The sequence below is a fragment of the Brachybacterium sp. AG952 genome, assembly GCF_004362645.1.
GTDB lineage: Bacteria > Actinomycetota > Actinomycetes > Actinomycetales > Dermabacteraceae > Brachybacterium > Brachybacterium conglomeratum.
Window position 1 is genome coordinate 492,697 of sequence record NZ_SNXV01000001.1, and the last position, 21,136, is coordinate 513,832.

A 21,136-nucleotide genomic window follows, 5' to 3' on the forward strand; every position below is an offset into this window, starting at 1 on the left:
GCCCATGCTCCCAGGTTCAACCATATTGCTATGCGGTCACATTAGCGAGGCTTTGGGGTTATGTGCTGCTGCCAGGCGCTGGAGGGGGAGTCCGAGCGATGCGTGGTCGGGCCGGCGCGGCAGCGCAGGAGCCGTGCGGCCCTCGGCCGATCGGAGGATCTCGGCGAGGTGGGAACCGACGTGCGGAGGATGTCGGTCGCGAACAGGCCTGGCACGGTAGAGCCATGTCTCGCACACCTGTGGACCACGCCGATCCCGCCTCCTCGGACGAGGTGCTGAGGAGTGCTGCCGGTACGGCGGACGGCGCCGACGGGACGCCCGAGGGCGCGGACGGCACGCACGATGCCGTCGACGGGGCCGGCGGGACCGACGGGGCCGACGGGGCCGACGGGGCCGACGGGGTCGACGGGGTCGACGGGACGGCGGACGGGTTCGACGGCGCGGCCGACGGGCGCGACGGGAGCACCGACGCCGCCCAGGAGGAGGACGTCCCCTTCGGCGAGCATCCGGCGACCCGCTTCGCCGCCGACGTCGAGTACAGCGGCCGTGCCGGCGAGCACGACTATCTCGTCCGCGTGCGCCATCGCCTGCTGGACACCTCCTTCACCGTGGTCATCGACGGGGTCGAGCACGACCCCAAGGCGGAGGAGAAGGCACGGAAGGACCGGGAGAAGCGCGAGGCGAGCGACGGCGACGCGGCCGACAGCGACGCAGCCGACGGCGACGCAGCCGACGGCGACCTGCAGTTCAGCCTCGACCAAGGGTTCTCCACGCTGCGCTGCACCGTGGGCCGTCGCCGCGAGGGCGGCGAGGTGAAGGACTGCGAGGTGCTCACGATCCGCACCGCAGGACTCGGCGGCGCCGGCGAGGTCGAGGTCCGTCACGGGTTTCGGACCACCCTGCTCGTCCCGACCGAGGGGTCCCCGTCGGCCCTGCGCGACGAGAAGCGCACCGCCCACCCCACCCGCTATGCGCTGATCGCAGCGCTGGCGAAGGCGGCGAAGTTCCTGATCCCGCTGCTGGGACTCGGCGCGCTGTTCAGCGGGCTGCTCGACCCGGTCAAGGAGTGGATCGAGGCGCGGATCCGGCCCGTCGTCGACGCGATCGTCCAGGCCACCCAGCCGATCCGGGACTGGATCGGAGAGGTCACGCGCCCGGTGCGGGAGTTCCTCGACGCCCTGCTGAGCCCGGTCCAGGAGCTGATCGCCGCGATCCTCCGCCCGATCGGCGAGGCGGTGCGCTGGCTGATGGACCTGTTGCCGGACATCGGGCTCCCCTTCTCCGTGCCCGGCTGGCTGGTGGACGTGCTGGTGCCGGTGATCGTCGTCGTCGCAGTGTTCACGGCGACCCACCGCGCCCTGCGCACGCGCCGCGAGAAGCTCGCGGAGACGACGAGCGGCGCGGGTTCGGGCGATGACGCCCGAGCGCATGCCGCAAGGTCGGGCGGTGCGGGTTCAGACTCCGCGGACGGGGCGGATGCCGAGACGCCGAGAAGCGCGGACGCGGACGCCGCGCTGGGGAGCCGAGCGCACCTCGCAGGCGGCGACGACGGCGCGGAGGCCTCGGGGCCGTCGCCGTTGGAGGTCGAGGACGACGACCGCTCCGCGGGCGAGCGCAGCACGCAGGGCTGAATCTCGTCCGGACCGTGCAGGCGGGCCCGGCGACCTGGTCAGAGGAACTCGAGGAACTGCCTGTTCTCCGCCATGATCTCCTCGAGGCGGGTGCGCGGGGGCCGAGCGTACGGCTCGTCCCCGAGTGCGGTGCAGGCGCGGTCGAAGAAGTCGGCGGAGACCAGCACGCCGCGCGCTCGTGCTCCGCGGCTCATCACCGTGACGGGCTGACGGTGCGAGAGCTCGAGGAGCTCGCTGAGCCGCGTGCGGAACTCCGAGGCGGTCACGATCTTCGTGGTGACCGCGGCTTCGATCGCGGTCAGTGCAGAAGGGCCCATCGCCGGCCCGTCAAGTGGGGTCCCGATCGCGTCACTCACGTACCTCGCACGGCCAGTGCCCGTCATGCTCGTCTCGTCAGCCCGATCCGACTCGTCCGCTGCGTCGTCCCGATCCGACTCGTCCGCTGCGTCGTCCCAATTCGACTCGTCTGTCGCGTCGAGGCGATCCGATACCTCGCCCTCTGCTTCGATCTCTGCTTTCGATGCACTCTCGGCCATGCCGCTCATCCCTCCCGCATCCGTCGTGTCTCTGAGGGGGAGTCTCGGCCATCTGGTCGGTATCGGCTCCGCATGCGGTGTCCGTTGTGGAAAAGCACGTACATGACGTACGTGATGTACGCAGTTTTCTGCAGTACCTGTGCCGTGCGGCGTCGTGCGGCGTCGTGCGGTGCCGGAATGCCGCCGCCGCGCGTCGAATGACCGACGAGTGCCCGGGGGATGGCGGTCACCCAGCGCTGAATGGCCTCCGCGAGATGACCGCCGCCCGGCGTCGACGAGGGAAGCGGCGCCTCTCCTCCACAGTGCGGGGTTCTCCACGAGGATCCCCACGACGGTGGGGGAGCGTGGGTGGCCTCGACTAGCCTGTCGGGGTGGCCACCGCTCTGTACCGTCGTTACCGCCCGGAGTCCTTCGCCGAGGTGATCGGCCAGGACCACGTCACCACGCCCCTGCGGCGTGCGCTGCGCGCGGGCCGGGTCGGCCATGCCTACCTGTTCTCGGGGCCTCGCGGCTGCGGCAAGACGACCTCCGCCCGCATCCTCGCCCGTTGCCTGAACTGCGAGCAGGGGCCGACGGACACTCCCTGCGGGACCTGCGACTCCTGCCGCGACCTCGCGCGCGGCGGCGCCGGCTCGCTCGACGTGGTCGAGATCGACGCGGCCAGCCACGGCGGCGTGGACGACGCCCGCGAGCTGCGGGAGCGCGCGTCCTTCGCCCCGGTGCGGGACCGCTTCAAGGTGTTCATCATCGACGAGGCCCACATGGTCACCTCCGCCGGATTCAACGCGTTGCTCAAGCTCGTCGAGGAGCCGCCGGACCATGTGAAGTTCGTCTTCGCGACCACCGAGCCGGACAAGGTCATCGGCACGATCCGCTCCCGCACCCACCACTACCCCTTCCGGCTCATCCCGCCGCAGGTGCTCGGCCCCTACCTCGAGGAGGTCTGCGCCGCGGAGGACGTGAAGGTCGGCGAGGGCGTGATGCCGCTGGTCGTGCGCGCCGGCGGCGGCTCCGCCCGTGACTCGATGTCGGTGCTGGACCAGCTGATGGCCGGCGCCGGAGAGGACGGCCTGGACTTCCCCACCGCGATCGCGCTGCTCGGCTTCACCGATACGGCCCTGCTCGACCAGGCCGTCACCGCCATCGCCGAGCGGGACGCGGCCGCGCTCTACTCCGCGGTCGAGCACGTGCTCGCCACCGGCCACGAGCCGCGCCGCTTCGTCGAGGACCTGTTGGAGCGGATGCGGGACCTGATCGTGCTCGCTGCCGTGCCGGACAAGGGCGCCGACCTGCTCCCGCAGGTCCCGGCCGGTGAGCTCGAGCGGATGCTCGGCCAGGCCGCGCAGTTCGCCCCGGCCGATCTCTCCCAGTGCGGCGACCTGGTCCACGAGACCCTCTCGACCATGAGCGGCGCGACCTCGCCCCGTCTCCATCTCGAGCTGCTCGCGGCCCGACTGGTGCTGCGGGACGAGCGGGCGGCGCTCGCCGCGGCCGACGCGCCGGCCGTGCAGGGCGGAGCGCCCCAGGGCGGTGCGGCCGCAGGCCGCGGCGCGCAGGACCGCTCCGGTGCGGCGCCGACCGGCGGAGGTGGCGGCCGTGAGGAGGCCCGGCGCATCGCCCAGGAGCGCGCCGAGGCGGCCCGGCAGGCGCGCGGAGGCGGGCGGCCTGCCCCCGCGGCCGCCCCCAGCGCGCCGCCTGCCCCGACGCAGGACGCCCCGGCCGCCGCACAGGGCGGGAGTCCTCAGAGCGAGCCGACGAAGACGGCAACCGCCCCGGGTTCCTCCTGGGGTGCGGCGCCCCAGGGCGACGATCAGGCCGCTCAGGCCCCGCGGACCGAGCGCCCAGGTGCTCAAGGAACACAGCCCTCGTCCTCGCCGCGGCGTGAGGAGGCAGCTGCCTCCTGGGACGCGCTCGCTGGTGCTCGCCAGGCCTCGGGCGATAAGCGCCGTGAGCCGCCGGCCGGGCAGGGAGAGCCCGGCGGCCAGGGCGCTCCGGCACCGACGGCTCCACAGGGTGCCCCGACGGCTCCGCAGGGCGGCCCGACGGCTCCGCAGGGTGGACCGGCCGGACCGCAGGGCGGCCAGTCCACGCCGCAGGGTGCGGGCCCCGCGCCGCAGGGCGCGTCGGGCGCACCGCAGAACACTCCGGCTGCGCCGCAGGGTGCTCCCGCGTCGGGCGGCGGGCTCGATGCCGACGCAGTGCGCGGGCACTGGTCCGCGATCCTCGACGAGCTGCAGCAGATCCGCCGCCCCAGCTGGGCCCTGATCTCGCAGAACGCGCACGTCAACGGCGTGAACGGTAGCACCCTCGTGCTCGGATTCCGCACCGAGGGCCTCGTGAGCGCCTTCCGCCGCGGCACGGCGGCGGAGAACCTCGCCGACGCCGTCCGTCGCATCATGCACGTCGACGTCATGGTCGATGCCGTCGTCGGGGAGGATCCCGGCCCCGGCGGCGCTGGTACCGGTGGCGCTGGTCCCGGTGGTGCAGGCCCCGGCGGAGGTGGCACCGCAGGTCCAGGCTCCGCCGGCAGAGCTCCTGGAGGGAACGGTCCTGGCGGTGCTGGGCCGGATAACGCCGGTCCCGGCGACCCTGCCGGCTACAACGGCCCGAGCGGCTCGGGTGGTCGTGGCGGATCGGGCGACTGGGTTCCCCGCGGACAGGGTTCCGTCGGGCAGGACGCTCCCGACCCGGGCGGGCAGGGAGGCGGAGCCGCCGGCGGCCCGAATGCGGAGGACCCGTCCGGCCGCCAGGCTCCGCGGACCGGGGGAGCGCCGTGGGGAGATGCCGCCTCCGCGATGGCGCCGCGCGAATCCGCACCCGCCGCCGCGCCGTCCGCGCCGGGCTCCGCACCGTCCGCGCTGGGCTCCGCAGCTCCGTCGGCAGCCTCTTCGGCCGCGTCGCCGGCCGCCCCGTCGTCGGCCGCCCCGTCGGCGGTGCCCGCCGGCTGTGACGGTCCCGAGCGGCAGCAGCCCGCGTCCGTCGGCCAGCGCGCCTCGGAACGAGCGATGGCCGCCGCTGCGCGCGCCGCGAGGAACGCTCCGGCCGGGCCCTCCTACGCCCCGGCCGACGACTTCCCGTCGGAGCCCGACGACCCCTACCCGCCGGACCCCGAGGAGTACGGCCCGCCCGCGCAGCACCAGTCGCCCGCCGCGGCGCAGGGCGGAGGCCGCTGGTCGGACGCGCTCGAGGACCGAAGCACCGGAACCGGCGCCCCCGCCGCCCCGAACCGATCCGCCGCGCCTGCCGCCCCGTCGGCCCCGTCCGCATCCGGGGCCTCCGTGTCCACGGAGTCGGCAGCGGGCGATGCTCCTGGCCGGACGCTCCCGGACTCCGCGTCGGCGGGCCCGCCGCTCCAGGTCGAGGACGAGGGGCGCGACAGACTGCCGGCGGAGGAGCCCCGCACCTTCGGCCAGAACGCGCTCAAGCGTGCCCTCGCGGAGGGCCGCGTGGTCCGCTCGCTGCCCGCCGCGCACCTCGCGCAGGGGGCGGACGCCTCCGCCTCAGGACCGGGCGACTCCCCGGTCCGGGAGCCGGAGGACGTCGCGCAGGGCGGTGACATGCCGCATGAGTTCACCGCGGCCCCCGAGGTCGCCTCACCCACCTCGCCGGATTCAGCCCCACCGGCCGGGCTCGGCCGTGCCGTCCCGCACGGCGACGCCGTCCCGCACGGCGACCCAGCTCAGCCTTCCGGCCAGGTCGCGCCGGGCGGCGCGGATGGCTCCGCCTCCGCACGCGCGTCGAGCTCATGGGGCGCCGCGGCGGCGGTCACCGGCACCGCCTCGGGAGCATCCCCGGCGCCCTCCGCGGCACCGTCGGCTCCGCCCGCCGCAGCTCCGACCACGCCGCCCGCCGCAGCTCCCAGCACCGCACCCGCCGCATCGTCGGCGGCAGACGCGCCGCGCAGCGGTGCCGCGCTCGTCCGCGAGGCCGCGATGGCGTCCCGCACCGCAGGTCAGCGCCTGCGAGGAGGGCGAGGCCAGGCGGACCAGGCACCGGAGGCCGATCCGGACCCGACCGGCGGCGCGACCCGGGACGACGAGGATGCCGTCGTCGCGACCCGGAACGGCCGCGAGGTGATCGAGAAGATGCTCGGCGGCAGGGTCCTCGAGGTCATCGACGAGACCCGCCCGCGCTGACCCAACTCGTTCGGGTCAGCACCGCGAGGCCGACTGCCTGAGCCGGCGGGTGCAGAACCGGCGCGCACCCGCCCGCACGGCGATCAGCCGCGCGCCTCGAGCAGGGAGAACAGGTCCGTGCGCAGGGTCGCCGGGTTCATGTCGGGATGCGGCTCGGTGACGTAGAACTCCCAGAACGGGTACGTCATCTGCTCGTCCGACTCCCCGACCTGCTCGGTGAACGCCCCCCACTTCTCCGCGAGGCCGCCGTAGGCACCGATGTGCGAGATCCAGGCGATGCGACCGCCCGGGATGCTCGACCCGATGACCTCGTAGTCGCTGGGCAGCTCGAGGGTCTCGGTCAGCGGCGCGTCCACCGGGAAGCCCACCTCGAGATCGGCCGTCGCGACCGGTGCCCGGTGGTGCAGGGAGAACGCGGGGCCGATCGGGCGGATGCCCTGCGCCGCCAGCGCCTCGGCGAGGTGGGAGAACGTGCCGTCCATCAGGGCGGGCATGTCGTACATCGGGAAGTCGTGCTGGACCACGACGGCCGTCGTTATCTCGGGAGCCTCCGTGATCCGGCAGGAGGTGGCGGGCTCGGCGGCGTCGTACGGGGCGGGCATCGGCGACATCGGGACTCGTCCTGTTCGCGGTCGGCGGCGGGCCGGGCAGGATGGCGGCGGCCCGGTCAGACGCTATCGCGGCAGGCTGGACGCCACCAGCACCGCCGGGGGCCGGCGACCTCCGGGGCCGCCCGCCGTCATCGGTCCCGAGCTCCGGTCGCGCTCCGTCCCGGTCCGCCGCGCTCCGGGCTCAGGAGCGCTCCGTCGCTCCCTCGTGCGTGCCGGCACGATCCCTCTCCACACTGGCCAGATCCAGCGCCAGCTCGCAGAACATCGAGTTCGACCAGGAGAACCACTCCCGCGTGAACACCGTCGGATCGTCCACGTGCACGCCCTCGTGCATCATCCCGGTCCCGCCGTCCGTGCGGATCATCAGCTCGAGCAGACGCAGCTTCTCGCCACGCTCCGCACTGGTCAGCCCCTCGACCGCGAGCGCGATCGGCCACACATGGTCCTTCGGGGTGTGCGGGGAGCCGACGCCCTCGAGGTACAGCCCCTCGTAGTAGTACGGGTTGCTGCGCGAGAGCACCGCGGCGCGGGTGGCCAGGTACAGCGGATCATCCTGCGCCACGCAGCCCAGGTACGGCAGGGCGAGCAGGCTCGGCACGTTCGCGTCGTCCAGGAACCGGTGCTCGCCGCGGCCGTCGATCTCGTAGGCCCAGACCCTCTCGCCCGTCGGCCCCTCGATCGTGCCGTGCTCGACCAGCGCCGCACGGATCTGCTCCGCGCGCTCCCGCGCCTCGTCCGCCTCCGCCGGGGCGTCCGCGACCTGCTCCAGCAGCTCCGCGAGACGCTCCAGGGCGAGGGCGAGGAAGTGGTTGCCGGGGATGTTGTAGCCCAGCTCGCAGGCATCGTCCGAGGGGCGGAAGCCCGCCCACACCAGGCCGTTCGGCGTGGTCAGGGAGCCGCGCCCCTCCCGGGCGAGGGTGTCCTGGGCGGGCACGCCGGAGCGTCGGAAGAAGTACGCGGAGCGCTCCTCGTGGTGCTGCTCGGCCCGGACGGTGGAGAGGATCGCGCGGGCCGCGGGCAGGAAGCGCTCATCGGCCCACGAGGTGTCGCCGGTCGCCCGCCACAGCCGCCAGGCGAGGTCGGGGCCGTAGGAGAGGGAGTCGAGCTCGAACTTGCGCTCCCACGCCCAGGGGTTGTCGCGCTCGGTCTCGTCCGCGTCCCAGTGGGAGGAGTCCGGGGCGCGGTTGAAGGCGTTGGCGTACGGGTCGATCTCGAGATACTGCCAGTGGCGGCGCAGCAGCCCGGCGAGCAGCGCGACCAGCTCGGCGCGGTCCTCGTCGGCCCCCACCCCGGCGACCACGAGCCGCAGCAGCGGCGTCAGCTGCGCGGCGGAGTCCCGCAGCCACATCGCCGGGATATCGCCGGTGATCACGAAGGTGGTGCCGTCCTCGTCCACACTCACCGTGGTCTCGGAGGTGTTGCGCAGGTACGCGACCACGCGCTGCGCGATCTCGCCGACCAGCGCGTCGGAGGCGCCGAGGTCGGCGATGCCCTCGAGCACGCGCGCCTGCACCGCGTCGAGGAGGGTGTCGGGAAGCCTGGCCATGGTTCTCCGCATCGAGAGTGGGTCGGGATCGTCAGCGTATCGAGGTCTCGCCCGCCCGGTCCGGCCGTCCGCGGAGCGTGCAGCGATCCACACCACCTCGGCGCCGTCGCCGCACGTCGGCCCCGGGAACTAGAGTGAGACGCGTGTACGAAGGCATCGTCCAGGATCTCATCGACGAGCTCGGCAAGCTGCCGGGCATCGGCCCCAAGTCGGCGCAGCGGATCGCGTTCCATCTGCTGGACGCCGACGACGCCGCCGTGCGCCGGCTCGCCGAGGTGCTCGTCCAGGTCAAGGACACCGTCCGCTTCTGCGAGATCTGCGGGAACGTCTCGGCGGAGGAGAAGTGCCGCATCTGCACCGACCCGCGCCGCAGCGACGAGGTGATCTGCGTGGTCGAGGAGTCCAAGGACATCGTCGCGATCGAGAAGATCCGCGAGTTCAAGGGCCGCTACCACGTGCTCGGCGGCGCAATCGACCCGATCGGCGGCGTAGGCCCGAACGATCTGCGCATCACCCAGCTGATGAGCCGCCTCGGCTCCGGGGAGACCCAGGAGGTCATCCTCGCGCTGGACCCGAACATCGAGGGCGAGGCCACCGCCGCCTATCTCTCCCGCCTGCTCGGACCGCTCGAGCTGACCGTCACGCGCCTGGCCTCCGGGCTGCCCGTCGGCGGCGACCTCGACTACGCCGACGAGATGACCCTGGGCCGAGCCTTCCTCGGCCGCCGCACCGTCTGAGGCGCCGCCGGTTCCCGTGATGACCTCTCCCCACTCCCGGACGCTGCCGCCGTTGACGGACCTGCCGTCGCCGCCGCGGCTGCCGGAGGAGGAGACGCATCTGGTCTCGCCGGGGGAGATCATGGTCGAGTCCCGGCGCGAGATCCTCCGCAGCCTGCTGCGTCGACTCTGGGCGCCGGCGCTCGTGCTGCTCGGCCTTTGGTACGTGCTGCTGACCCTGTACGTCGTCGGCGCCTCGCCGACCTTCTGGCTCTTCTCCCTCCTCGCCGGCCTCGGCGATCCGGCCTACCTGCGCCAGGCGATGAGCGCCCTGAACTTCACCTCCGAGGGGCTGTGGACCGCGTTCCTGCTGCTGCCCGCCCTCGCGACGGTGCTGAGCCTGCTCGGGGCGCTGCTGGTGCCGCGCCTGGTCGCGCCGCTGCAGCCCCGCCGCTTCCTCTCCGAGATGCAGTTCCAGCGCGGCGTCGAGGACCGCACCACCGCGATGCTCCTCGCGCTGCCGGTGCTCACCGTCCTCGCCCTGCCGCTGACGGTCGTGCTCGGCCTGCCGCAGCCCTGGACCGGGCTCGGCGCGGGCCCCCTGTCCGTGTGGTGCGCCGGACTGGTCGCCCTGGAGCTCGCCTGGGTGCTCGTGCGTCGCACCGTGCCCGCCGCGCGGCTGCTCGGGATCACCTCCCACGAGGTGCTGCACACCGAGGCGCGCATCGGCACCGACCCGGAGCGCCGACGCGCCGCCGCCCGGCAGCACCTCGCCCAGGACCGCCGGCACCTGCCGCCGAACCCCGGCACCCCCGCGGCCGACGGGGCGAGGAGCCCCCGCGGCGCCCTCACCGCGCTCGCCCTCATCGCCCGGTCAGCACTGACCTGGGTGCTGCCCGCCCTGGCCGGGACCTCCTGGCTGGTGCTCGGCATCGCGGACCTCGTCACCGTCCTGGGCTCCCTGTCCGCGACGGGACTGTCCCAGGTCGAGACCCCGATGCGCTGGCAGCACCTCGCCGTCGGCCTCCCCCTGCTCGGGTTCGTCGCGGCCGGCTGCGCGCTCGCCCCGGCGCTCGCGGTCCCGCTCTCCTCCGGCCACCGCGCCCAGGTGCGCGACCAGCGCACCTACGCCGAGTGGGCGCACCGGGCCCGCGTGAATCCGTGGGAGGCGCGGGTGTGCACGCTGACCGGCTGGCTCTGCGCGGGCTGGGCGCTCGCCGGGACGGTGCTCGCCGCGGTCCTGCTCCCGCTGCTCGGCGCCGGGACGGCCCTGACCTGGGTGTTCCTCACCCTCCTCGCGCTCATGGTCGTGCCGCTGCTGGGTGTCGCGGCGACGCAGGCGATGAAGAGTGGACTGCGCGACGTGCTCTACGGCTCACCCGGTGGCTTCATGCGCCGCCAGACCCCGTACGCGCTGGTCGCCCCCGAGTTCGGCACCCGCGCCGACCGCGCGAAGGACCCCGCGGTGCGCGCCGCGCTGCGCAAGCGCCTCCAGGCCGACGGCGGCGACCACGCGCTGGAGATCTTCGACCTCGACGCGGCCGGGGAGCGGCTGTGGGTGGACGAGAACGCCCCCGGAGCGAGCGACACCGCCGTGCGGCAGACCGACCTCGCCCAGGGCGTGCTGCCGGACTTCGGCTCCGAGGGATCGGCCTTCACCGGCGGCGGCAACAGCCCCTCCGAGCAGGCCTCGCACCTGCACGACATCCCCGACACGGTCACCGGGCTGCGCGAGCGCTGAACCGGCGGCCCTGTACCGGCCCTCGGCGCGTGGTCGACTGATGGCGTCCTGCGTCCCGGTACGGATATATCGCCGTACCGGAACGCAGGACGCCATCACCTGACCACGACCGGCCCCATCGCCTCAGGCGATCCGGGTGCCCGCGCCGAGGTGCCTGACCGGCACGGCGAGCCGCCGCACCGCGACCAGGAGCGACAGCACCCCGACGAGCAGCCACAGCCCGAGCCCCATCGGCCACACCGGACGGTTCGGCGGCGTGCCGAGATCGGTGGGATAGCCGGGGTCCTCCGGCGAGCAGTGCACGGAGTGGACGGGGTGGGTGGTGGTCGCGGCGGAGCGCATCCCGGTCTTCAGCGTCGTCAGCAGGTCCGTGTCCGGGTCCTCGAGGGGGTCGTAGTCCTCGGGGAGCGTCGGCGCGGCCTCGGCCAGGAGCACCACCGGGTTCCCCCACAGCAGCGGCAGGGAGAGGTCCAGCCGCGGCACCGTCTCCTCGACCTGCTCCGCCACGCACCGGCTCTTCTCCATCGAGTACTCGTCGTCGTAGACGCTGTAGTAGTTCGTGACCTCCCGCTCCTCGTTCAGCACCACGGCGGTCGAGCCCCACGCGATCGGCAGCACCACCGTCACCCCGAACACGATCACGTAGGCGAGCACCACCGAGCCGAGCTGCCGCGAGGTGAGCGCCGAGAGCCCGAGCCCCACCGCGGTCACGCACAGGGTGAGCAGCACGATCACCCCGAGCAGCCGCAGCATGTACAGGATCCCGATGCTGCCCAGCAGCGCGATCGGCACCAGCGAGGGCAGGGCGAGGACCAGGAAGGCGAGGCCGGTGAGGAAGCCTGCGAGCAGCTTGCCGAGCACGATCTCGGTGGGGCTGAGCAGGCTGGCCTGCAGCGTGGCGAGGGTCCCGGCGGTGCGGTCGCCGTTGATGGATCCGGCCGACAGTGCCGGCACCACCAGCAGCATCGCGAAGAGCACCAGGATCATCTGCAGGCTGAACACCATCGCCGCGATCGGGCCGACCTCGTCCCACTGCGCGGAGTACAGCGTCGGGCCGAGGCCGAGCGCGCCGATGCCCATCATCACCAGCGTCCACACCGCCAGTGCCACGTACCAGCGCTTGGAGCGCAGGCGCTGGCGCAGCTCGAGCGAGGTGACCAGCCGCAGTCCGCGCCAGCGCAGCGCATAGCGGCCGCGGCCGCGGGGACGGTCGGTCCCGGGACCGGCCTCGAGGGTCTGGGGAGTGCTCATCACAGGGCTCCTTCTCGCTGGGCGGCGTCGGAGGCGAGATAGGCGGCCTCGAGCCTGCCCGTCGTCGGGCCGAAGCCGATGATCCGGGCGCCCGCGGCGGTGAGATCCGCGAGCAGGCGGGCGGCGGTCGCGTCGTCGGGCAGCTCCACCACCGCCTCCGCATGACCGGAGGTGGTGCGGTCGCCGGCGACCACCCCGCCGTGGCGCACCTGCAGCTGGTCGAGCGCCTCGACGAGCGCCTGGTGGTGCAGCGAGGAGATCCGCCACGGGCGCGGCCGGGCGGCCAGGTCGCGAAGGCTCGAGGCGTCCACGGCGCGACCGCCGTCCATGAAGACGACGTGGTCGGCCATCTCCTCGAGCTCGCCGAGGATGTGGCTGGAGACCAGCACGGTCGCCCCGTCGGCCGCCCGTGAGCGGACCACCTGCAGCAGGCGGCGTCGCGAGGCGGGGTCCAGGCCGGAGGCGGGCTCGTCGAGGACCAGCACCTGCGGGTCGTGCACGAGCGCGCGGGCCAGGCCCAGGCGCTGCTTCTGCCCGCGGGAGAGCACGTGCGCGGGCTGCTGCGCGAGCGGCACGAGGTCCAGCAGCTCCAGCAGCTCGTCCACTCTCCCGCGCAGAGGCGCGGTGGGCAGGAAGTAGGCGCGGCCCATCACCTCGAGCACCTCGGCGACCCGCAGCGAGTCCCACGCCCCGAACTGGTCCGGCATCCAGCCCACCTGCGCGCGCACCGCGGCGGAGTCCTCTGCGGGGTCGACGCCGCCGACGAACACCCGGCCAGAGTCGGGGGCGAGCAGCGAGGCGAGCATGAGCATCAGCGTCGACTTGCCGCAGCCGTTCGGGCCGACCAGCGCCGTGACCGCCCCGCGCGGCGCGGTGAAGCTCAGGTCCGCCACCGCCTGCACGCTGCCGAAGGCGCGGCTGACGTGCTCGGCGACGATCCCCGGCCCCTCCGGACCGGGAGCCCTCTGCGGGGAGGCATGGTCGACCGGCGGGAGGGGCGGAGGCGGGCCGTCCGCGGGTGTGCTCTGTGTCATGGGGCTACATTCCCACGCCCTGACCTGGAGCGACAGCCCTTCCTGGGCACGTTCGGGGCACGAACTGTGAGGGAGCGGTGGAGAGCCCGCGGCTCACTCCGCCATGGCGGCGTTGCCCTCCTCCTGCGCCTGCGGGATCCCGTCGGCGGCGGAGAGCCGGCCGATGAAGACCTCCTGGAAGATCGGCATCGCGGCGGTCAGCCCCGCGTTCGCACGGGCGCCGGTGTCGGCCTCGGCGGGGTTCTTCGCCGCCTCGACGAACACGCTCACGTCCACGCCCTTGCCCTTCCAGAACTCGATGTACGCGTCCTGCGCGTCGACGTGGCCGGGGAAGGAGACGCCCTGCTCCGCGAGCGGCAGCTGTCCGTCCTTCGAGCCGAGCCAGGTCAGCAGCTCGGCGATGCCGGCCTGCTGCTCGTCGTCGGCTTTCGCGTTGCCGACGGCGACCACGCCGTGGACCAGCGACTTCGCCCCGTCGGGGCCGGCGACCGGGGCGGCGAGCGCCCACTCGAAGGAGTCGGCGACGCCGTCGGAGACCGGCAGCAGGTTGTAGGGCCCGGACTGGAACAGGGCGAGCTTGCCCTGGGTGAACAGGTCGCGGGTGAAGTCGCCGTTCTCGTTGGTGTCCGCGGCGCTGGGCGCGATGTTCTCGACGTTGATCAGGTCCGCCATGTACTGGAACGCCTCGATGCCCTCGGGGGAGGCGAAGGTGTACACGTCCTCGTCCTGCCACTGCGCGCCGTTCGAGGCGAGCATCGGGCCGATGATCGCCTGCCGGTCGGCCTGCGAGTTGAAGCCGAACTGCGCGCGGGAGTCCACGTCGAAGCCGTCCTCGCCCGGGTGGCGGCCCTCGCCGTCCGCCGTGAGCTTCCGGCCCGCCTCGCGCAGGGAGTCCGTGTCGGCGGCCGGGTCGAAGGCGAGGGCCGACGGGTCCACGCCCGCCTCCTCGACCAGCGCCTTGTTGTAGAACACGGCGATCGAGTCCCAGATCTGCGGCACGCCCCAGAGCCCGCCGTCGCGCGAGTACAGGTCCACCACGGCCTTCTCCCACTGGGAGGCGCCGTCGGGGACGACCTCGTTGATGTCCAGCAGGTCGCCGGAGTCCTTGTACAGCACGTAGTTCGCGGAGTTCATCCAGTACACGTCGGCCGCATCGCCGCTGGCGACGTCCAGCGGCAGGCGCGTCCAGTAGTCCGCCCACGGCACCACGTCGATCTTCACGTTCCAGCCGGACTGCTCGGTGAACGCGGCGAAGGACTCCTCGTAGGCGGCCACCGCGTTCTCGTCCCACAGGCGGAAGGTCAGCGTGCCCTTGTCGCCGCCGCTGCTGCCGCCGGCGTCGCTGCCGCCGCCCTCGCCGCCGGAGCCGCTGTCACCGCCGCCCGACGGGGAGCAGGCCGCCGCGGTGCCGAGCAGGCCGGCGGCGGCGAAGGAGGAGAGGAGGGTACGACGCTTCAGCATGGGAGGTCCTTCCGGGAAGTGGTGTTCTGTCCATTATCGTCCGCGGCCCTCGTCGTGGGGCGCTGTATGACCTACCGAGACGGGGCGGGGCGCGGCCCTCAGCGCAGCGTCGCGTCGCCGACCGAGCGCGTGATCTGCTTCTGGAAGACGATCATGAGGATCACCAGCGGCAGCATCGCCAGCGTCGTCCCGGCCATCACCAGGGTCCAGTTGTTGTTGTACTGCGACTGCAGCGCGGAGGTCGCCACGGTGATCACGCGCCATTCGGGCCCGGAGGTGATCACCATCGGCCACATGAAGCTGTTCCAGTGGGTGACCACCGTGATCAGCACCAGCGTGACGATGATCGGCCGGTTCAGCGGCACCACGAGGTGCCACAGCAGGCGCAGGGTGCCCGCGCCGTCGATCCGCATGGCGTCCATGAGCTCGGAGGGAATGCCGCGGAAGTTCTCCCGCAGCAGGAAGATCGCGTAGGGGGAGCCGAGCACGAAGGGCAGCACGAGCGCCCAGAAGGTGTTGCGCAGCCCCATCTCCGAGAGCATCAGGTACAGCGGCACCACGACCACCACCTGCGGCACCATCAGCGTCGCGATGTACACCCAGAACAGCAGGTCACGGCCGGGGAAGCGGAGCTGGGCGAAGGCATAGGCGGCGAGCACCGAGAACACCATCTGCCCCACCAGGATCACGGCGACCATCTGCACGGTCACCGCGACCGGGGTGACGAAGCCGTCCTCGGAGCTGAACAGGGCGATCACGTTGTCCAGCACCGGCGGGGCGGGGAGCGACAGCGGCCCCTCCTGCGCGAACTGCGTGGTGGAGGTCAGCGCCGTCATCACCGAGAACAGGAACGGCCCGAGCGTGAGCGCGGCCGCGACGATCAGCACGAGATAGGTCGCGCCGTGGCCGAGCACGCGGCGCGCGAGCAGCGAGCCGGTCAGCGGCCGACGGCGCCCGGAGGGGCGGGCGGTGCGCCGGTGATCGCGGCCGCCGGAGCCGCCGCCGTCGGCAGGCGCGGAGCGCTCGTCGGCCGGTCTGGTGCCGTGGCCGCCAGCCGGGCTCGGATCCTGAGCAGTCATCTCGTCCCTCCTCTCAGCTCATGTCGTAGGTGATGCGCCGGGAGAACCAGCGCTGCTGGATCACCGTGATCACCACCAGCAGGACGAACAGGATCACCGCCACGGCGCTCGCGCGGCCCAGGCGGCTGGCCTCGAAGGCCTCGTGGTAGATCAGGGAGGCGATCACCTCGGTGCGGTGCTGCGGCCCGCCGCCGGTGAGGGCGAAGACCATGTCGAACACCTGGAAGGAGGCGACCACCTGGGTGACGGCGAGGAAGAACGTCGTCGGTCGCAGCAGCGGGATCGTCATGAACCACAGCTGCTGCCCGGCGTTCGCGCCGTCGATCCGGGCGGCCTCGTAGATCGAGCCGGGGATCCGCGACAGCCCCGCCTGGAAGAACAGCGAGATGTAGCCGACGTTCTGCCAGATCGCGACGAAGGCGACCGCCGGCAGGGCGAGCGAGGGATCGGTCAGCCACTCGATCCGCACCCCGAGGATCTGGTTCAGCGCGCCGACCGACGGCTGGAAGATCCACTTCCACACCACGCCGAGCGCGAGCGGCGCGCACACCCACGGGATCACCACGATCACCCGCACGATCGCCGAGCCCGGCAGCGCCCGCACCAGCTGCGTGGCGAGCACGAGCCCGATCGCGAGCGACACCGGCACCGAGATCAGCGTGAACACGCCCGTGACCAGCAGGGAGTTCGCGAGCGCACCGTCGGCCAGCAGGGAGGCGTAGTTGCCCAGGCCGAGGAAGGTGCGCGTCCCCAGCAGGTCCCAGCGGAACAGGGACACCACGAAGGCGAGCACCACCGGCAGGATCAGGAAGCAGGTGACGCCGATCAGGCTCGGGGCGATCAGGAGCCAGCCGAGAAAGGGTCTGCGAGAGCTCATCGTCGATGCCTCCCGCCTGCGACGTGCCGATGTTCCACCGGGTCAAGCTATCGCAGCGCAGCCCAGGTCGTGGTGCTGTCCGTCCCTGTCGACACCGACCTGCCCCGTGTGCGCGGAGCTATCCACGGGAGGGCGCCGAGCGGCACCGGGCCTGCATGTGACAGGCCGTGTGCCGCTCACGTCCCCTCGGCGGACACGGCCCATTACGCTCGAGCCATGACCTCTGCGACGGACACCGCCGGTCACGCGGCCGCGGCCACGGACCCCCATGCCTCGATCTACGACCACGGCTTCGTGCGCGTCGCCGCGGTGACCCTGCCGGTCGCGCTCGCCGACCCGGCCGCGAACGCCGAGCGCCATCTCGAGGTGCTGCGCGACCTGCACGACCAGCAGGTCGGGATCGCGGTCTTCCCCGAGCTGTCCCTGACCGGGTACTCCCTCGACGACCTCGTCCTGCAGGAGCCGCTGCTGGACGCGGCCGAGCAGGCGGTGCTCACCGTGCTCGAGGCGAGCGAGGAGCTGATGCCGATCATCGTGCTCGGCGCCCCGCTGCGCGCGAAGGACCGCTCCCGCGTCTTCAACTGCGCCGTCGTGATCCATCGGGGGCAGATCCTCGGCATCGCCCCGAAGCAGAACCTCCCCACCTATCGCGAGTTCTACGAGCGGCGCTGGTTCGCCCCGGGCGACGACGCGGCGGGCGAGGAGGTGATCCTCGGCGGACAGTTCGCGCAGCTCACCCCGCACGGCATCATCCAAGTCGAGGACGTGCCCGGCCTGTCGCTGTTCGTCGAGGTCTGCGAGGACATGTGGGTGCCGGTCCCGCCGTCGGCCGAGGCCGCGCTCGCCGGCGCCACCGTGATCGCGAACCTGTCGGGCTCCCCGATCACGATCGGCCGCGCCGAGGACCGCAAGCTCATGGCCCGCTCCGCCTCCGCCCGCGGCCAGGCCGCCTACATCTACGCCGCCGCCGGCGAGGGCGAGTCCACGACGGATCTCGCCTGGGACGGGCAGACCTTCGTGTACGAGTGCGGTGACCTGCTGGGGGAGTCCGAGCGGTTCCCGACGGGCGTGCGCTCCACGATCGTCGACGTCGACCTCGACCGGATCGTCGTCGAGCGGCGTCGGCAGAACACCTTCGACGACAACCGCCGCACCCACGCCGCCTCGCTCGAGAAGTTCGACGGCTGGGAGGAGACCACCCTGTTCGGCCCCTGGGACGCTCCCGACTGCTGGGACGACTCGGACGAGGACGACGAGGAGGCGCCCGAGCCGATCCTCCTCGGCGGCCGGCGTCGCGCCGCCCAGGCCCGGCACGACGCCCGCTCCGCCGCGACCGGTGCTGAGCTGCCCGCCCTGCGGACCCCGCCCGCGACCGGTCCGCTGCGCCGTCACCACGACCGCTTCCCCTTCGTGCCCGACGACCCCGCGCGCCTCGCCCAGGACTGCTACGAGGCGTACAACATCCAGGTCGCAGGGCTGGTGCGACGCCTGAAGCAGATCGGCGGGGACATGCCCGGCGGCACCCGCCCCGTCATCGGCGTCTCCGGGGGCCTGGACTCCACCCACGCCCTGATCGTGTGCGCCCGCGCGATGGACCTGCTGGGCCGCGACCGCTCCGAGATCCTCGCCTACACGATGCCGGGCTTCGCCACCACCGAGCACACCCGCTCCAATGCCGAGCTGCTCTCGAGGGCGATCGGCGCGAGCTTCGAGACGATCGACATCCGTCCCGCGTCCACCCAGATGCTCAAGGACATGGGCCATCCCTTCGGCGAGGGTGAGCCGGTGTACGACGTGACCTTCGAGAACGTCCAGGCCGGGATGCGCTACGACTACCTGTTCCGCCTCGCCAACCACCACGGCGGCATCGTGGTCGGCACCGGCGATCTCTCCGAGCTGGCGCTGGGCTGGTGCACCTACGGGGTGGGCGACCACATGTCCCACTACGGCGTGAACGCGGGCGTGCCGAAGACCCTCATCCAGCACCTGATCCGCTGGGTCATCTCCGAGGGGATCTTCGACGCCGCGACCGCCGAGGTGCTGCGCGCCGTGCTCGACACCGAGATCTCCCCGGAGCTGATCCCCACCGCGCCCGGGCAGAAGGCGCAGTCCACCGAGGACTCCATCGGCCCCTACGCGCTGCACGACTTCGCGCTCTACCACCTGCTGCGCCGAGGCTACGGACCCGGCAAGATCGCCTATCTCGCCCACCAGGCCTGGGGCGATGCGGAGGCGGGGGAGTGGCCGGCCGGCTACTCCGAGGAGGACCGCCGCGCCTACTCCCGCGAGGAGATCAAGCACTGGCTGACCGTGTTCACCAGGCGCTTCTTCAACAACCAGTTCAAGCGCTCCGCCCTGCCGAACGCCCCGAAGGTGCTGGCCGGCGGCTCGCTCTCCCCGCGCGGGGACTGGCGGATGCCCTCGGACGCCGCATCGACCGCCTGGCTCGCCGAGATCGAGCGCGACGTCCCCGGCGACTGACGGAACCGGGCGTCGGCCGGACCGCGGGCTCCGGCACGCATCGAGACGTAGGTTCCTGCTCCTATCGCGCTCGATAGGGGCAGGAACCTACGTCTCGGTGGTCGGCCGCGCGGTCCGACTGGCCGGCCGCTTACTTCACCGCACCCATCGACAGGCCGCGCACCAGCTGCTTCTGCGCGATCCAGCCGGCGAGCACCACCGGCAGCGAGGCGAGCACCGAGGCGGCCGAGAGCCGGGCCAGGAACAGGCCCTCCGAGGTCATGGTCGACATCAGGAAGATCGGCACGGTCGCCGCGTTCGCCGCGGTGAGGTTCAGGGCGAAGAAGAACTCGTTCCACGCGAAGATCACGCAGATCAGCGCCGTCGCGGCGACGCCCGGGGCGACCATCGGCAGCAGCACCGTGCGCATGGTGCGCAGCAGCGAGGCGCCGTCGATCGAGGCCGCCTCGAGCACCTCGCCGGGGACCTCGAGGAAGAACGAGCGCATCATCCACACCGCGATCGGAAGGTTCATCGCCGTGTACAGCACGATCAGCGTGAGGATGTTGTCGAGCATCCGGATCTGCCCGGCGATCACGTAGATCGGCATGATCACCGCGACCACCGGCAGCATCTTCGTCGAGATGAAGAAGAACAGCACGTCCTGCGTGCGCTTCACGGGCCGGATGCTCACCGCGTACGCGGCCGGCACCGCGAGCACCAGCACCAGCAGCGTCGAGATGCCGGTGGCGAGCACCGAGTTCAGCACGTACGAGCCGACCTGGGCGGAGCTGATGATCGAGGTGTACTGCTCGAGCGTCGGGGTGAAGAAGAAGGTGGGCGGGTTCGAGGCGGCCTGCGACTCCTGCTTGAAGCTGGTCAGCACCATCCACGCCACCGGGGCGAAGAACAGCAGGCCGACCGCCCAGGCGAGGACGGTGAGCAGGTGCCCGCCGATCCGGCCCTTGCCGCGGCGGGCGCGGGGAGCAGGCACGGCGGCAGGAGCGGCCGACGGCGAGACTGTGGCTGTGCTCATGACTCCCTCTCCTCCCGCTCGTTCCTCGCAGTTCGTCGATCGAGGGTGGCGGTCATGACTGCTCCTTGGAGTTGATGCTCGTGAAGATCAGGCGCAGCGCGAAGGTCGCGATGATGATCGTGGCGATCACCGTGACCACGCCCATCGCGGCGGACTGCCCGATGTCGAAGCCGAGGAAGGCGCGCTGGTAGATGTAGAACGGCAGGTTCGCGGACGCCGTGCCGGGCCCGCCCGCGGTCATGAGGTAGATCTGGTCGAAGGTGTTGACCACGTAGATCGCGCCCAGCAGCACCGACAGCTCGAGGTAGAACCGCAGGTGGGGGAGGGTGATGTGGACGAAGGTGGTCCACGTCGCGGCCCCGTCCATCTGCGCCGCCTCGAGCACGTCGCCGGTCTGGGACTGCAGCCCCGCGAGGAGCAGCAGCATCATGAACGGCGTCCACTGCCACACCAGCGCGATGATGATCGAGAGCATCGGGAACTGGCTGGTCCAGTCCACCGGGGAGATGCCGACGGTGCCGATCAGCCAGTTCACGAGCCCGTAGGTGGGGTCGAACATCGAGATCGACCACAGCATCGCGCCGGCCACCGGCATGATCAGGAACGGCGTGATCAGCAGGGTGCGGATGAATCCGCGGCCCACGAACTCCCGGTCCAGCAGCAGCGCGAGCCCGAGCCCCAGCAGCAGCGAGACGAGCACACAGCCCAGCGTGATGAGGATCGAGTTCAGCGCCGCGGTGCGGAAGGTCGAGTCGACGGCGAGGTCGAGGTAGTTCCGCAGCCCCACGAACGTCTCGCCCTCGGGGCGCAGCAGGTTCCGTGAGCGCAGCGAGTACCAGATCGTGAGCAGGAACGGGATCTGCGTGCAGATCACCACGAACACGAAGGCGGGCATCAGCGGGAGCCGACGGCGCCAGCCCTCGGCGCGGGAGGCCCCGTCCTCGCGACGGCGGGAGCGGGGCCCGTCGGCCGACGGGGCGCGCCCTCCGGGCGCGGGTGCGGTGTCCAGTGCGGTCATGGC

15 protein-coding genes are annotated in these 21,136 nt (G+C 72.4%); 5 read left to right on the forward strand and 10 right to left on the reverse strand.

The genetic code is table 11. The features are described 5' to 3' along the window. Window positions 1-224: 224 nt before the first annotated feature. On the forward strand, window positions 225-1,631 hold the full coding sequence (locus DEU31_RS02185; RefSeq protein ID WP_166649345.1) for a hypothetical protein: 1,407 nt from the start codon (window positions 225-227) through the stop codon (window positions 1,629-1,631). Window positions 1,632-1,669: 38 nt separating this feature from the next. On the opposite strand, the gene DEU31_RS16685 is transcribed toward DEU31_RS02185, so the two are convergent. After that, window positions 1,670-1,948 (reverse strand): type II toxin-antitoxin system prevent-host-death family antitoxin, encoded by a 279-nt coding sequence (locus DEU31_RS16685; protein ID WP_166649346.1) that lies wholly within the window; start codon window positions 1,946-1,948, stop codon window positions 1,670-1,672. A 590-nt stretch (window positions 1,949-2,538) separates the two neighbouring features. Between DEU31_RS16685 and DEU31_RS17255 the strand changes: the two genes are divergently transcribed. After that, window positions 2,539-6,303 carry a DNA polymerase III subunit gamma and tau gene (locus DEU31_RS17255; RefSeq protein WP_133675474.1) on the forward strand — a complete coding sequence of 1,255 codons (3,765 nt, stop codon included), beginning with the start codon at window positions 2,539-2,541 and terminating at the stop codon, window positions 6,301-6,303. 83 nt (window positions 6,304-6,386) lie between these two features. Here DEU31_RS17255 and DEU31_RS02200 read toward each other — a convergent pair whose 3' ends face one another. Then, a complete protein-coding gene (locus DEU31_RS02200; RefSeq protein WP_010549344.1) occupies window positions 6,387-6,914 on the reverse strand; it encodes a GyrI-like domain-containing protein in 528 nt (175 codons plus the stop codon). 181 nt (window positions 6,915-7,095) lie between these two features. Continuing rightward, complete coding sequence (locus DEU31_RS02205; protein WP_133675476.1) at window positions 7,096-8,460, reverse strand: glycoside hydrolase family 125 protein; 1,365 nt, start codon at window positions 8,458-8,460, stop codon at window positions 7,096-7,098. Window positions 8,461-8,603: 143 nt separating this feature from the next. On the opposite strand from DEU31_RS02205, the gene recR reads away from it, so the two are divergent. Beyond that, window positions 8,604-9,197 carry a recombination mediator RecR gene (recR, locus tag DEU31_RS02210; RefSeq protein ID WP_010549346.1) on the forward strand — a complete coding sequence of 198 codons (594 nt, stop codon included), beginning with the start codon at window positions 8,604-8,606 and terminating at the stop codon, window positions 9,195-9,197. A gap of 19 nt (window positions 9,198-9,216) precedes the next feature. Beyond that, entirely contained in the window at window positions 9,217-10,917 is a 1,701-nt protein-coding gene (locus DEU31_RS02215; RefSeq protein ID WP_133675478.1) for a hypothetical protein, read from the forward strand. A 123-nt stretch (window positions 10,918-11,040) separates the two neighbouring features. On the opposite strand, the gene DEU31_RS02220 is transcribed toward DEU31_RS02215, so the two are convergent. The 5 genes from DEU31_RS02220 to DEU31_RS02240 form a co-directional block, all read right to left on the reverse strand. After that, window positions 11,041-12,168: an ABC transporter permease gene (locus DEU31_RS02220; RefSeq protein WP_133675480.1), complete on the reverse strand. Its 1,128-nt coding sequence runs from the start codon at window positions 12,166-12,168 to the stop codon at window positions 11,041-11,043. Continuing rightward, window positions 12,168-13,202, reverse strand: a complete 1,035-nt coding sequence (locus DEU31_RS02225; RefSeq protein WP_133675482.1) for an ATP-binding cassette domain-containing protein — start codon at window positions 13,200-13,202, stop codon at window positions 12,168-12,170. The genes DEU31_RS02220 and DEU31_RS02225 overlap by 1 nt, the downstream gene beginning before the upstream one ends. 93 nt (window positions 13,203-13,295) lie before the next feature. Next, window positions 13,296-14,663, reverse strand: a complete 1,368-nt coding sequence (locus DEU31_RS02230) for a sugar ABC transporter substrate-binding protein (protein WP_133675484.1) — start codon at window positions 14,661-14,663, stop codon at window positions 13,296-13,298. Between the two features lie 98 nt (window positions 14,664-14,761). Next, complete coding sequence (locus DEU31_RS02235; RefSeq protein ID WP_243733673.1) at window positions 14,762-15,742, reverse strand: carbohydrate ABC transporter permease; 981 nt, start codon at window positions 15,740-15,742, stop codon at window positions 14,762-14,764. A gap of 13 nt (window positions 15,743-15,755) precedes the next feature. Beyond that, window positions 15,756-16,619 carry a sugar ABC transporter permease gene (locus tag DEU31_RS02240; RefSeq protein WP_133675486.1) on the reverse strand — a complete coding sequence of 288 codons (864 nt, stop codon included), beginning with the start codon at window positions 16,617-16,619 and terminating at the stop codon, window positions 15,756-15,758. A 216-nt stretch (window positions 16,620-16,835) separates the two neighbouring features. Between DEU31_RS02240 and DEU31_RS02245 the strand changes: the two genes are divergently transcribed. Further along, window positions 16,836-19,100, forward strand: a complete 2,265-nt coding sequence (locus DEU31_RS02245) for an NAD(+) synthase (RefSeq protein ID WP_133675488.1) — start codon at window positions 16,836-16,838, stop codon at window positions 19,098-19,100. Between the two features lie 130 nt (window positions 19,101-19,230). Here DEU31_RS02245 and DEU31_RS02250 read toward each other — a convergent pair whose 3' ends face one another. Beyond that, window positions 19,231-20,115: a carbohydrate ABC transporter permease gene (locus tag DEU31_RS02250; protein ID WP_126986843.1), complete on the reverse strand. Its 885-nt coding sequence runs from the start codon at window positions 20,113-20,115 to the stop codon at window positions 19,231-19,233. A 52-nt stretch (window positions 20,116-20,167) separates the two neighbouring features. After that, the gene (locus DEU31_RS02255; RefSeq protein WP_133675490.1) at window positions 20,168-21,133 is read right to left on the reverse strand and encodes a sugar ABC transporter permease; all 966 of its coding nucleotides are present in this window, start codon (window positions 21,131-21,133) and stop codon (window positions 20,168-20,170) included. Between the last annotated feature and the right edge of the window lie 3 nt (window positions 21,134-21,136).

Bases quoted from the DNA above. Each gene is read 5' to 3' on its own strand.
- DEU31_RS02220 (WP_133675480.1), bottom strand. From the start codon at position 12,168: ATGAGCACTCCCCAGACCCTCGAGGCCGGTCCCGGGACCGACCGTCCC.
- DEU31_RS02230 (WP_133675484.1), bottom strand. From the start codon at position 14,663: ATGCTGAAGCGTCGTACCCTCCTCTCCTCCTTCGCCGCCGCCGGCCTG.
- DEU31_RS02245 (WP_133675488.1), top strand. From the start codon at position 16,836: ATGACCTCTGCGACGGACACCGCCGGTCACGCGGCCGCGGCCACGGAC.
- DEU31_RS02235 (WP_243733673.1), bottom strand. From the start codon at position 15,742: ATGACTGCTCAGGATCCGAGCCCGGCTGGCGGCCACGGCACCAGACCG.
- DEU31_RS02215 (WP_133675478.1), top strand. From the start codon at position 9,217: ATGACCTCTCCCCACTCCCGGACGCTGCCGCCGTTGACGGACCTGCCG.
- DEU31_RS02250 (WP_126986843.1), bottom strand. From the start codon at position 20,115: ATGAGCACAGCCACAGTCTCGCCGTCGGCCGCTCCTGCCGCCGTGCCT.
- DEU31_RS02185 (WP_166649345.1), top strand. From the start codon at position 225: ATGTCTCGCACACCTGTGGACCACGCCGATCCCGCCTCCTCGGACGAG.
- DEU31_RS02255 (WP_133675490.1), bottom strand. From the start codon at position 21,133: ATGACCGCACTGGACACCGCACCCGCGCCCGGAGGGCGCGCCCCGTCG.
- DEU31_RS02225 (WP_133675482.1), bottom strand. From the start codon at position 13,202: ATGACACAGAGCACACCCGCGGACGGCCCGCCTCCGCCCCTCCCGCCG.
- DEU31_RS16685 (WP_166649346.1), bottom strand. From the start codon at position 1,948: ATGGGCCCTTCTGCACTGACCGCGATCGAAGCCGCGGTCACCACGAAG.
- DEU31_RS02205 (WP_133675476.1), bottom strand. From the start codon at position 8,460: ATGGCCAGGCTTCCCGACACCCTCCTCGACGCGGTGCAGGCGCGCGTG.
- DEU31_RS02200 (WP_010549344.1), bottom strand. From the start codon at position 6,914: ATGTCGCCGATGCCCGCCCCGTACGACGCCGCCGAGCCCGCCACCTCC.
- DEU31_RS02240 (WP_133675486.1), bottom strand. From the start codon at position 16,619: ATGAGCTCTCGCAGACCCTTTCTCGGCTGGCTCCTGATCGCCCCGAGC.